Raw genomic sequence first — 12,778 nt, 5'->3', positions numbered from 1 at the left:
TTATTTTCCTAAAATTCTATTTAATACTTGTTCGTATGCTACTGTTAAGCCACCAAGACCTTGACGAAATCTGTCTTTATCCATTTTTTCACCACTTTTCATATCCCAAAAGCGACAGTTATCTGGACTTATCTCATCTACAAGGATAATATTGCCACTTTTGTCTTTTCCAAACTCAAGTTTAAAATCAACTAAATTTAAACCCTTCTCTGCAAAATATGGCTTAAGTATGTCGTTTATCTGTCTTGCCATTCTACGAAGCTTGTCCAGCTCATCTTGGTAATCAACAAGTCCTAATATTAGTGCATGTTGGTCATTTAATTTTGGATCACCAAGAGCATCATCTTTGTAATCAAACTCTACTAGAGTGAACGGAAGAACTGTCCCATCTTTTATACCTAGATTACGAGTAAGACTGCCCGTTGCAATATTGCGAACAATTACTTCTATTAAGATAACATCAACTTTAGTGTGCAACATGTGGTTATCATCAATCATCTTTACAAAGTGAGTTTGAATGCCGTTTGCCTCTAGCAGTTTAAAAAGCTCAGTAGAGATTTTATTGTTTAGTGCACCTTTGCCTGCTTCACTAGATTTCTTTTCACCGTTAAACGCAGTTAAATCATCTTTGAATTCTGAGATTACTAAATTCTCATCATCTGTTAAAAATAATTTTTTTGCTTTTCCCTCATAAAGTAATTCTCTTTTTTCCATTATTCTGTCATCCTTTTGTTATTATTAGTGCTTTTAAAATATTTGCAGCCTCTTTTAGCTGCATGTCTTTATTCATCATTTCTTGTGTTATTATAAGTTTCGAATCTTTTTTACCCTCTTCTTTTCCATCAACTTTTTCTAATTCTTCTTCAAGATGCTTTTTTAAGTCGGCCTCTTTAAGTGCATACTCATTACTACGAGTTTTAACTTCACCAGGTAAAACTTCTATGTCCGGAATTACGCCCACAGCTTGAATAGTCCTTCCGCTTGGAAGATAGTATCTTGCAATTGTAAGCTTAATTGCTTCATTATCTGTTATTGGAAGGATAACTTGCACACTCCCTTTTCCAAATGTATTTTGACCAACTACAATACCGCGTTTGTGATCTTGAAGTGCGCCACTTACAATTTCACTAGCACTAGCACTTCCTCCGTTTATTAAAACAACCAACGGCACTTTCGTTATAGTATTTGAAGATTTTGCAGAGTAGACTTCATTGTCCGACTCTTTTCTCCCTTTTTGAGAGACTATATCTCCGTTGTCAACAAATAGGTCAACAAGCCCAACAGCCTGATCAAGAAGTCCACCTGGATTATTTCTTAAATCAAGAATAATTCCTTTTGTGGATGTAGCTCTTTTTTTGATTGCTTTAGCTACATCATCAACAACTTTTTTATCAAAGCTTGTAACTCTTATGTATTGAATATCATCACCTATAGTCTTCGCATACACAGACTCAATTGTTATTATTCCTCTGATAATGTCAATTTTAATAGGTTTTGCTTCACCTTCTCTAACTATTGTTATATTGATTGGCTCACCAACTTTTCCACGCATAATCGCTACAGCTTCGTCTATAGTCATACTCAGTGTAGACTTTTCATTTATTTTTAATATGATGTCACCGGCTTTTAATCCGGCTTTATCTGCCGGAGTCCCTTCAATAGGAGCTATAACAGTAAGCGCACCGTCTTTTATCCCCACTGTAATCCCAAGACCACCAAATTCTCCATTAGTCTGCACTGTTAAATTTTTATAATCTTTTTGCTTTAAAAAGTTTGAGTGAGCATCAAGATTACTCATCATGCCCTCAAGTGCTTTGTCCATTAGCTCTTCAATAGTTATATCATCAACATTGTATTGTTCAACAATACTTATGACTTTTGTAAATTTTGCTAGAGCTTCAAGTCTAGTAGCCTCTTTTTTGGCACTACTATCTTTTGGCGCTGCAAATACATTTGTAGAAAACAGTATCGATAAAGCAACCGTAACAGAGGCAAAACCAAGGGTTATAAACTTTTTGTTTTTCATAATTTATCCTATATTTGTATAATTAAATTTAAAAAGGATATTATAGTAAAAAGCTGTTTAAATAACAATGATAAGAAAATAGATTAAATAATAAAACCTCTTTAATATATCTACATGTGGGCTATTACGTTTGCGAAAACATTAGCTTTGCCCAAAATCAAAAGAAGGGGGTTAACTTTATTGAGTTTATTTTGTATATAATTTCAATAATTATTAATAAAGGTGTCAACATGAGTACAATTAAAGAGTATTTAAGCGAAGACCATAAGCGTTGCGATGAACTGTTTGCCAATATGGAAGATGCAGTGGCAAAATCAATAGATAGCGCAAGAGAGGCTTATGAGCTTTTCGCAGGGGAGACAGAGAGACACTTCCAGATGGAGGAGCGTGTAATGTTTTTAGAGTTTGAGACAAAAACAGGAATGACACAAGGTCCTACAGCTATGATGAGGATGGAACATTCTCAAATGAGAAATTTGATTAAAGATATGGGCTTAGCAATCGATAACAAGGACAAAGATAAATTTTTCTCAAACAGTGAAACTTTAATGATATTGATGCAGCAACACAATATGAAAGAGGAACAGATGCTTTATACAATGGCTCAGCAACACTTAAGTGCGGAATCTGATCGAATAGTAGACATGATGCAGTCAATGGTGGTAGAGAAGTAGGAAATAAAATTGGATTTAAATGGCTTAAGTGCAGATCAAGCACCACCGATATCAGTACCTTTTAGATTTTTTTTAACAGCGCCTCTTTTTGGAATTTTAGCTGGAATATTGATTCTTTTTAGTGATGCCAGTACGCTAAGTAACCGTTTTTCTATGGAATCAATAGCAGTGACACACGCTCTAACAATTGGATTTTTAGGTTTTGTAATGCTAGGGGCATTGACTCAGATGCTTCCTGTATTGGCAGGTGTAAAAGTTCCAAAGGTTGGGATAATATCAAAAATTTCTTATCCGTTTTTACTCCTTGGAACAATTTTTATGATCATCGGTCTTATGCAAGAGTTCTCAATATTTACTCTGATTTCCGCAGTTTTATTAGGTGCAGGTTTTTTAGTTTTGACAATCTCTATGCTAATAGGATTAAGCAAAGTAACAAATGTCACTTCTAGTGTAAGAGCCATAATAACAAGTTTGATTTTTTCAATTTTTGTAGTTTTAATGGGTATATATCTCCTTTTTTCTCATGGAATTAACAGTTTTTCATCTCTACATGTAGTAATTGCGAATGTGCATAGTGTTTGGGGTGTTTTTGGCTTTGCCGGACTCTTGATTATTGGAGTTGCATTTCATGTATTGCCAATGTTTTATGTAGCACCAAGATTCAAAAATTTTTGTAAAACAAAAGTTGTTGGTCTTGTAACTATTGGGTTAATTATGTGGCTTGTTTTAAACCTCTTTGTAGATTCTCACAGCATAATAGCAAAGATTTGGATAGCAGTTTTTTTCTGGGCATTTGCTACAACTGTCTGGAAAAAATTAAACGATAGACGCCGCCCCATTGTAGATGTTACCATCTGGTACTGGAGAAGTTCAGCCGTGTTTATGACACTGGGTGCATTTGCTTGGGCATTTAACGACTTATATGATTCAGTTTACATAGTTGTTGTTTCTATCTTAATTGGCAGTTTTATTCTCTCTATTATGATGGGAATGCTTTATAAAATAATCCCTTTTCTTGTATGGTTTCATCTAAATGCAAGAGGTTACATGTCAATTCCAACTATAACAGAGATGATAAATAAAAAGTTAGCAAAAACTCAGTTTGCATTTTTTATTATCTCTGTCTTTGGTTTTATAGTTTCATTTTTTATGCCAACTCTTTTACCACTGTTCGCAACTACTTTTATAATCAGTATGCTCATGCTTGAGTACAACATTATCTCTCCAGTTTTAATATATGCTAGAATTGTAAAAACAAAACCAGATTTTGATATGAGTCTGTTTTCAATACCGATAGAAGGAAGTTAGTGAGAAATATTATTTTAATTGGTTTTATGGGTGTAGGAAAAGGCAGTGTGGCTCGTGAAGTTGTTAAGAACTCAGACTACATTGCAATAGATACGGATGATCTTATAGAGAGTATGGAAAACAAAAGCATAAAAAAAGTTTTTGCAGATGACGGGGAAGAGTATTTCAGAGCATTAGAGTATAAACTGTCAAAATGGCTTGAGAGTAGTGTTCAAAATACTCTTATATCTACAGGTGGCGGATTTTATAAACAAAAAAATTTAAAAGAGATAGGAATAGTTGTGTTTCTTAACTCTCCTTTTGATAAAATACTAAAACGGATTAAAGCTCACCCGAATTCAGCAAGTAAACTCAAAAAAAGACCACTTTTAGCTGATATGAAAAAAGCTAAAGAGTTATACAATGAGCGTTTGCCTGAGTATTTGGCTTTAGCTGATGTGGTAATAGACGTTACAAATAAAAGTGCAATGGATTGTTCTAAAGAGATTTTAAAAAAGGTAAAAAAATATGCGTAAAATTTTTATATATTTGTTGTTAGTGTTTTCAATTGGACTAACTGCTTCAGAGATAACATGGGCAAAAGACTTCAATTCTGGAATGGAAGAGGCGGCAAATGTTAATAAGCCTGTATTATTTGTTTCATCAAGACATACATGTAAGTACTGTGTTATGTTGGAAGAGACTACATTTAAAGACGAGGAAGTTATAGCAGAACTAAATAAAGAGTTTATCTCAATCGTTGCATATAGTGATGAACAGGACTTTATGCCTAAAGAGTTGTGGCAACCCGGAACACCGGCTATATGGTTTTTGTATCCGAATGGACAACCGATGTTTCAGCCGCTAATGGGTGCTGTTGATGCAAAGAATTTTTTAGAAGCATTAAAAATTGTAAAAGAAGACTTCAATAAAAGGAAAAATGCAAAATGATTTTCACTGATTCAAAAAGTAGTAATTTTAGAGCTGAGTTTGAAGAGCTTTTGCAAAGAGGGAAGATGGATATAGCCCATGTCAGTGCAATAGTGGGAAATATAATAGGCGAAATTAGAACTGACAAAAACAAAGCATTAAAAGAGCATATAGCAAAGTTTGACAATTGGACTCCCGTAGATGATAGTGATTTGAAAATATCTACAGAGTCTATGAAAATAGCTTATGACAACATTGATGAAAAACTAAAAAAAGCCTTGCATTTGTCTTATGACAGAATTAAAGCTTACCATGAAAAACAAAAACCAAAATCTTGGTTTGATACAGAAGAAAATGGAACAATTTTAGGTCAAAAAGTTACAGCCGTTGACAGTGCAGGGCTTTATATTCCTGGTGGAAAAGCTGCATATCCATCTTCGCTTTTGATGAATGTTATTCCGGCTCAAGTCGCTGGAGTTGAAAATATTGTGGTCTGTACGCCAACCCCAGATAATGAGCCAAATGAGCTTCTTCTTGCTGCTTGTCATCTGTGCGGAGTTGAACAAGTTTATAAAGTTGGAGGTGCTAGTGCAATTGCCGCTATGGCTTATGGGACAGAAAATATACCTAAAGTTGATGTAATAACGGGACCAGGAAATATTTTTGTTGCAACTGCAAAAAAGATGGTTTTCGGTGATGTCAACATTGATATGATCGCAGGCCCAAGTGAGATAGGAATTCTAGCAGATGAAAGTGCAAATGCGAACCATTTGGCCATAGATTTGCTTTCTCAGGCTGAACATGATGAAATGGCAAGCTCAATCTTAATCACACCATCGCAGAAGTTGGCTGATGAGGTAAAAATTGAACTTGAAGTTTGGTTGCAAAAACTTCCTCGCCAAGAGATTGCTAGAAAATCTATAGAAGAGAGAGGTGCTATCATAGTTACCTCTGATATGGATGAAGCAATTGCTTTAATGAATGAGATAGCACCTGAGCATTTGGAAGTAGCAACTGCTTCACCTTTTGAACTGCTCCCATTTATAAAGCACGCTGGAGCTATTTTTCTTGGACACAACACTCCTGAAGCAATTGGAGACTACGTTGCAGGCCCTAACCATACTTTACCTACTGGTGGTACAGCTAAGTTTTTCTCCCCGCTTGGAGTTGAAAACTTTATGAAAAAGACATCTATTATCTCATTTAGCCAAAAAGCTATTAATGAAGTAGGTGAGGAGTGCGCACTTATTGCTAATACGGAAGGTTTAACCGCACATGAACAATCAGTCAGAGTTAGGCTTAAAAAATAAAATTAGTTTTACTATTGTAAATAAAGATAATCTTTAAAGTGTAAAATTTCTTTATAATTCAATATAAGGATTTTTACATGATACATCCGGCAGTAGCTCACTTCGCGGTATCTCTACCAATCATCTCTTTAGTTTTAGGATTGCTTTATCTTTTCAAACCGACAGAGATAATGTCAAAAATATCAACACGCTTTATAGCTTTTGCAGCAGTTTTTGTTGTAATAGCATATTTTACAGGTAAAGAAGACGGGAGTGAAGTATACAAGTTTTTATCGATAGAGGGTAAAGAGTTATTAAAAGAACATGCTCAACTAGGTTTGTATTTAGCAATCTCAATGACTATAGTAGCATTAGTGAAAATATTTGGCTGTTTTAAAAATATTTTTAAAGTTGAAATTTTTGCAGTTGTATTGCTTGCCTTAATCAGTGCAGGAATTCTTAGTCAAGGTAAAATTGGTGGTGAGCTTACATACAGCTATGGAGCACATGTAAAGGATCACGCTGAAGGTCGTGCATGCCTTGCTGAAAACAGTATGGATGATTAGTAATAAACTTCAATTATCAACTTCTTAAAGGCATACCATTTTAAATGGTGTGCCATAGATGTTTTCAAATCATAAAAATCATATAATATTCATTCTTCTTCTGCAAATATTCAAATATACACAAGTATATTTTTATATAATATTTTTATCACTTTTTATAACTAGTTTAAGCTTTATGTAGGTAGTATTCCCTCAGTAAGATATCCTATATTATTATTAATAAGGGATTCTTTTTTTAGAGATTAGTTATAGTTATAAATCTTAACAATTGCCAAGCAAAAGGCTATAAGGAGAATATATGCAATTAGGCTTCCTAGTTGATTTGCATCTGTGTATGGGATGTAAAGGGTGTGAAATCGCATGTAAGGTGGAAAATGAAGTTCCACTAAGCACATGGAGACTTCGTGTTAAATATGTAGATGTGGGAACTTTCCCAGAAACTAAAAGAACATTTACTCCACTTAGATGTAATCATTGTGAGAATGCACCATGTGAGAGAATATGTCCAGTATCTGCACTTCACTATTTAGATAATGGTATTGTAAATATTGACAAAGAGCGTTGTATTGGTTGTGCTGGTTGTGTTATGGCTTGTCCATACGGAGCTATCTACATTGATCCACAAACTCAAACTGCTGATAAGTGTACATATTGTGCGCATAGAGTTGCTTCATCAATGATGCCAGCTTGTGTTGTAGCATGTCCAGTTCAAGCAAATATTTTTGGAGATTTAGATGATCCTAAATCAAATATATCTAAATATATAATGAAAAACCAAGGTGGAGTGCAAGTGCGTAAGCCTGAAAAGGGAACTAATCCTCATCACTATTACGTTGGAGGCGGTAATGTTAACTTGAACCCACTTGCTTCTCATAGAGTTGATGGACACTCCCTGTTTAACAAAATTACAACACTTCCTGTAGGAGGACACCACTAATGGCGGCACATGAAATATTAGCAGCTACAAACGCTGTAGTAACTTTAGATGTAGCATTACCAGGTATAGTTTGGCCTTGGTTGGTTACGGTTAATACATGGGCAAAAAGTATAGGTACGGGTGTTATTTTTATGCTATTTATGCTTTTAAGAATGTACCCTGCGCAAAGTGAAAAATTAAGACTTCCAACAGCTATAGTAGCTTTTGTATTTATTAATATTTTCTTGCTGTTTACACTTGCAGATTTACATCAACCACTTAGAATGTGGCATATATTTGTTTATTCACATTTTACATCTGCTATTGCAATTGGTTCGTTTATGGCTTCAGGCTTCTTAGGTCTGTTGACTCTTCTTGTGTTTTTAGGATGGAAGAAAAACTATGAAGCTTATGATAAAGTCTTGTTTTGGACAACGCTTCTTGCTATTCCAGTAACACTTTATACAGCAGCACTTCTGTCTCAATGTACAGCTCGTGAATTATGGCAAATGCCAGCAGAGTCTGCACAGATGATTTTAGCTGCTCTTCTTTCTGGCGCAGCAGCTATGATTTTACTTTCTGGAAACAAGCTTACTTATGAGGCTAAACAAACATTAGGCGTAGTTCTTGGATTAAGTGCGCTAATGGCATTTATTATCTACATGTCAGAGTATGTATTTGGACCAATGAAAGCAGAAGAGGTTGCGGCAACTTTAGAGTATATTAAAGGTGACGGACCATATACTGTTATGTTCTGGTTAGGTCAATGGATGACTTACATTTTACCAATGTTACTTATAGTATTAAGTAGAGCAAGTAAAAGTGAAAGTCTTTTGAAACTAGCAGCTATTTTATCACTAGTGGGTCTATATTTAGTTAAACATGTATGGCTAATGATTCCACAATTATTACCAATGAGTTAGGGAGAATATTTTAATGTATTTACAAAGTAGAAGAACATTTTTAAAAGGCGCTGCATTCACTGTTGCGGGTGCTAGTATTGCGAAGGGTGTGTTTACATCAGATGCTATCGCTGATTCAATCAGCGATAGCAAGTTTACAAATACACCAGACTCACTATCATTTTATCCTCCGATGGATCAATGGGCTGACTTTAAAGAGTTAGATGGAGATGATTGGAAAAGAGGCGGTATTGACCGTAAAGGCGTTAGAAGTGATTCTAATCCAGATGGTATTGAAGTAAACGATTATGCTATTGTTCCAACAGCATGTTCAAACTGTGAAGCTTCTTGTGGTTTGACTGCGTGGATTGATAAAAAAACTTTTACAGTTAAAAAGTATATGGGTAACCCTCTTCATCCAGGTTCTCGTGGTCGTAACTGTGCTAAAGGTTATGCAACACAATCTCAAATGTATGATCCAGATCGTATAGCATTCCCACTTAAAAGAGCTCCAGGTTCTTCTCGTGGTGAAGGTAAATGGATTCGTACTACTTGGGACGAGGCAATGACTACAATCGGAAACAAGATGCATGATGCAATGAAGGGTGACGATGAGTTATCTAAAAAATCATGTATGTTCCATGTTGGTCGCCCAAATGAGAATGGGTTTACTGGTAAAGTATGGCAAACTCTAGGTCAAGATTGTTTTAATTCACATACAAATATTTGTTCTGCTGGTGGTCGTACACCTACTATTCAATGGGCAAATGATGATAGAAGTTCTCCTGACTGGGCTAATGCGAAACTAATTTTCCTTAACTCATCTCATGCTGCAGATGCTGGTCACTATTTCCAACAAGCAGCTGGACATATAGCGGATGCTCGTTCAAAAGGTGCTAAACTTGTAGTTATGGATCCTCGTATGTCAAACTCTGCTGGTATGGCAGATTTATGGATTGCTGCATGGCCTGGTACTGAAGCTGCCATTTACCTTTACTTAGTTCAACGTATGTTAACTGAGAATAAAGTGAATAAAGCTTTCGTAAAAAAATGGTTTAACTGGGAAGTTATGATGGATAATAAAAATTATCTAAACTTTATGGTAGAAAAAGGGTATATCTCTAAAGCACCTAAAGGTAACGATTTTGAATCATATTTAGATATGCTAAAAGAGCTTTATACCCCATATACACTTGATTATGCCGTAAAAGAAACACATGTTCCAGCTTATAAATTAGAGCAGTTATATGATATGGTTATTTGGGCTGATACGTCTGTTTCTACATACTTCTGGCGTGCAGCTGCTGCTGGTAACCTTGGTGGTTGGACATCTGGTCGCTCAGGTTTCTTAATGCTTGGTTTACGTGGTGCAATCGGCCCAGTAGGTGGTACATTCTTTCATCACTTCCATGTTATTTCTGTGGCTGGAAAAGGTGGTAGTGCAACTGTTGGTCAAGGTAAACGTGGTTCAGATGTACCTAAAATTGATGTATATAATGAACTTTCGTGGCCACCTGAATGGCCTCTGTCAACTTATGAAATGTCATATCTTTTACCACACCTTCTTGCTGATAAAAAATGGCAGAAAAAATGGCAAGATAAAGGTCTAAAAGTAGCTGAGAAATTAGCTGTTTGGATTCCTCGTATGTACAACCCGGTTTGGATTAATCCAGATGGTTTTAGATGGATTGAGACTATTAAAGATGAGTCTAAAATGGAACTTACATTTAACTTGTCTCCTACATGGTCTGAGACTAACTGGTATGTTGATTATATCTTGCCTGTAGGTTTAGCTGGTGAGAGACACGATCAGCACTCGGAAGCTACTATGCCTGCAAGATGGACTTCTTTCCGTCAACCGGTTATGCGTGTTGCTTTAGAAAAAGCTGGATGGAAGCCTAAGAACCCTGCAAGGGCTACACTTGAGGCTCACATTAAAGCTGGTCTTGGTGAAGTTTGGGAAGAGAATGAGTTCTGGTTTGATATGTGTGTTAACTACATCGACCCTAAGGGTGATATATTCTTAGACGCTGCTAAAACTAAAACTATCAAGTCTATGTGGGAATCTAAGAAAACTCCTGGTACTCCTGTAACAATTGCGGAGTGGTATAATGCTGCATTTGGTGACAACTTACCAAATCTAAAGAAAACTGCTACTTCTGATGACAGATATAAAAATGCAGAATTTCCAGTTTATGAGTATATGAGAGATCATGGTGCTTGGATGGAAGAGAACCATATCTACTCTTCTCAAGAGAAAGTGATTAAAGATGATGGCGAAAACTATATTTCTCACGGTCATAAATATGATAAAAAACATGTAACTATTAATAAGCGTACGGGTGTTATGACTGCAGATTCTCATGGCAAGAAAAAATCTATCGGTATTGAAATCGATGGTGTTAAGATGGAAGGTTTCGCTACACTTGATAAGAAACTTGACTTCTTCTGTGAGTGGTTCGCTGATGACTGGAAATGGCCAGAATATGCTATTCCAATTTATCCAAGAAATGAAGCTGAGAAAAAAGAGATGAAACACATTGTGTCACATGTTAATCACTCTTATATGACAGAGAAAGATTCGTATGCACTTAATACAGTTTTCCGTTTGCCATATAATATTCATACTCGTTCTGCTAATAGCAAGCACCTTATGGAGATTTCACAAAACCATGACCCTATCTGGATTTCGACTCCGGATGCTAAACGTCAAGGGTTTAAACGTGGTGATGCAATTCGTGTAAGAATTACAGACAGTATAACTGGCTTAGATTCTGGTTACTTTGTAGCTATGGCTGTTCCAACTGAGGGTGTACTTCCAGGTACACTTGCTTGTTCACACCATGGTGGTCGCTGGAAACTTGTTAACTCTATTACTATCCCTAACGGTGTTACGGACGGTAAGGTTGACTCTCAGCCTATTGTTAGAAATATGAACGATCCTAAATTTATGGCACACTCACCTGAGAATGCTGGTAAAGTTGCTGGACAAATTAAGATTGAAGATTATGATGGAACTTCTGGGCTAAATAGCTATGGTGTTCCAACAGCAGAACTTCAGATGGATGGTAAAGAGGGTAAACTTAAATATATTAAGGGAATTACACCTTTCCATACAGACAGATTCGCTGATCAAAATAGAGATAGTGGAAATATCTGGTGGGATGGACTAAGTGGTTCATGGCAAAATGCTGTTGCTGCTGCTCATCCAGATCCAATTTCAGGTATGCATTGTTGGCATCAAAAAGTTATCTTAGAAGCTGCACAACCAGGTGATAAGATAGGTGATATCTATGTTAATTATGACAATAACTTTAAAATATATCAGGGTTGGAGAGACGACCTTACTCGTGGGTTAGATGAAAATTCTACGCTACGTCGTCCTCAACACATCAAGAGACCTTGGGTACCACTTTCAGACAAAGCATATGCTGTAAAAATTACTAAGTAGCCCCCTTAGTAATGCATAGCTGTAAGACTAAAATATAGCCTCTTAAGAGGCTATATTTAGTTGCTGAACGCAGCGATTATAAATGAGCTTTTCCTCATTTATGAATTAAAGTAAGTAGCCCACCACATTCTCATCCACAATCCAAAAGTACTTGTATATCCAACATCACTAAATAGAACTTTTCTATTCTTATCATATATAATAGTTGTTGGAAATATCGAAACATCAAAATCAGCAGTAACTAAACCACTGCTGTCATTAATAACTTTATAATTTAAATTATTGACAGATAAATACTCTTGTATTTCACTGTCACTACCTGATTTAAGCGCGATAGTTATAACCTGAAAATTATCAGATATTGTTTGAATATTGCTTGCTTCTGCCTTACATACAGGGCACCAGGTGGCCCAAAAATGAACTAATATAGGTCTATCATCTTTTAGTATATAATCTATGTTATTTAAAAGTGTCACTGTTTTAATTGATAAAGGCTGTTTATTTAAATCTACACTTCTGTACAGGCTAAGAAGATTAGCAAATATAGTTATAATTACAATAAATACTAGAATCTCTTTTATATATTTAATTATTTTTTCTTTCATATTAATCCAATGTTTTATAGTTTTATTTTCGTAGTAATTGTACTATGATTAGCGAGGTATATTGATAAGAAAATTGAAGGATTATTTTGGAAATAGACTATTGACATGTAAGTCACACTTACATGTCATGAA

The 12,778-nt window shown here is 35.5% G+C and carries 12 protein-coding genes; 9 read left to right on the top strand and 3 right to left on the bottom strand.

The genetic code is table 11. The features are described from left to right. Nucleotides 1-714 (bottom strand): phosphoribosylaminoimidazolesuccinocarboxamide synthase, encoded by a 714-nt coding sequence (purC, locus tag HUE88_RS10525; protein ID WP_194368826.1) that lies wholly within the window; start codon nt 712-714, stop codon nt 1-3. Between the two features lie 7 nt (nt 715-721). After that, nucleotides 722-2,026 carry a S41 family peptidase gene (locus HUE88_RS10520; RefSeq protein WP_194368824.1) on the bottom strand — a complete coding sequence of 435 codons (1,305 nt, stop codon included), beginning with the start codon at nt 2,024-2,026 and terminating at the stop codon, nt 722-724. A gap of 230 nt (nt 2,027-2,256) precedes the next feature. On the opposite strand from HUE88_RS10520, the gene HUE88_RS10515 reads away from it, so the two are divergent. From HUE88_RS10515 to HUE88_RS10475, 9 genes are all read left to right on the top strand, one after another. Further along, nucleotides 2,257-2,700 (top strand): hemerythrin domain-containing protein, encoded by a 444-nt coding sequence (locus tag HUE88_RS10515; protein ID WP_194368821.1) that lies wholly within the window; start codon nt 2,257-2,259, stop codon nt 2,698-2,700. Between the two features lie 9 nt (nt 2,701-2,709). After that, nucleotides 2,710-4,008, top strand: coding sequence for a hypothetical protein (locus tag HUE88_RS10510; RefSeq protein ID WP_194368819.1), 1,299 nt, complete (start codon nt 2,710-2,712; stop codon nt 4,006-4,008). Continuing rightward, the gene (locus HUE88_RS10505) at nt 4,008-4,523 is read left to right on the top strand and encodes a shikimate kinase (protein WP_194368817.1); all 516 of its coding nucleotides are present in this window, start codon (nt 4,008-4,010) and stop codon (nt 4,521-4,523) included. The genes HUE88_RS10510 and HUE88_RS10505 overlap by 1 nt, the downstream gene beginning before the upstream one ends. Continuing rightward, nucleotides 4,516-4,938: a thioredoxin family protein gene (locus HUE88_RS10500; RefSeq protein ID WP_194368815.1), complete on the top strand. Its 423-nt coding sequence runs from the start codon at nt 4,516-4,518 to the stop codon at nt 4,936-4,938. Before HUE88_RS10505 ends, HUE88_RS10500 begins: the two co-directional genes overlap by 8 nt. Beyond that, the gene (gene hisD, locus HUE88_RS10495) at nt 4,935-6,227 is read left to right on the top strand and encodes a histidinol dehydrogenase (RefSeq protein WP_194368813.1); all 1,293 of its coding nucleotides are present in this window, start codon (nt 4,935-4,937) and stop codon (nt 6,225-6,227) included. The genes HUE88_RS10500 and hisD overlap by 4 nt, the downstream gene beginning before the upstream one ends. Nucleotides 6,228-6,304: 77 nt before the next feature. Then, on the top strand, nt 6,305-6,772 hold the full coding sequence (locus tag HUE88_RS10490; RefSeq protein WP_194368811.1) for a DUF2231 domain-containing protein: 468 nt from the start codon (nt 6,305-6,307) through the stop codon (nt 6,770-6,772). 298 nt (nt 6,773-7,070) lie between these two features. Beyond that, complete coding sequence (locus tag HUE88_RS10485; protein WP_194368809.1) at nt 7,071-7,709, top strand: 4Fe-4S dicluster domain-containing protein; 639 nt, start codon at nt 7,071-7,073, stop codon at nt 7,707-7,709. Beyond that, nucleotides 7,709-8,611, top strand: coding sequence for an NrfD/PsrC family molybdoenzyme membrane anchor subunit (nrfD, locus tag HUE88_RS10480; RefSeq protein ID WP_194368807.1), 903 nt, complete (start codon nt 7,709-7,711; stop codon nt 8,609-8,611). Before HUE88_RS10485 ends, nrfD begins: the two co-directional genes overlap by 1 nt. 13 nt (nt 8,612-8,624) lie before the next feature. After that, the gene (locus HUE88_RS10475) at nt 8,625-12,041 is read left to right on the top strand and encodes a molybdopterin-dependent oxidoreductase (protein WP_194368805.1); all 3,417 of its coding nucleotides are present in this window, start codon (nt 8,625-8,627) and stop codon (nt 12,039-12,041) included. Nucleotides 12,042-12,139: 98 nt separating this feature from the next. On the opposite strand, the gene HUE88_RS10470 is transcribed toward HUE88_RS10475, so the two are convergent. Next, nucleotides 12,140-12,646 carry a redoxin domain-containing protein gene (locus HUE88_RS10470; protein WP_194368803.1) on the bottom strand — a complete coding sequence of 169 codons (507 nt, stop codon included), beginning with the start codon at nt 12,644-12,646 and terminating at the stop codon, nt 12,140-12,142. Nucleotides 12,647-12,778: the final 132 nt, after the last annotated feature.

Origin of the sequence: Candidatus Sulfurimonas baltica (genome assembly GCF_015265455.1) — a bacterium.
Classification (GTDB): domain Bacteria; phylum Campylobacterota; class Campylobacteria; order Campylobacterales; family Sulfurimonadaceae; genus Sulfurimonas; species Sulfurimonas baltica.
This window is presented reverse-complemented; position numbering and strand designations above follow the sequence as displayed.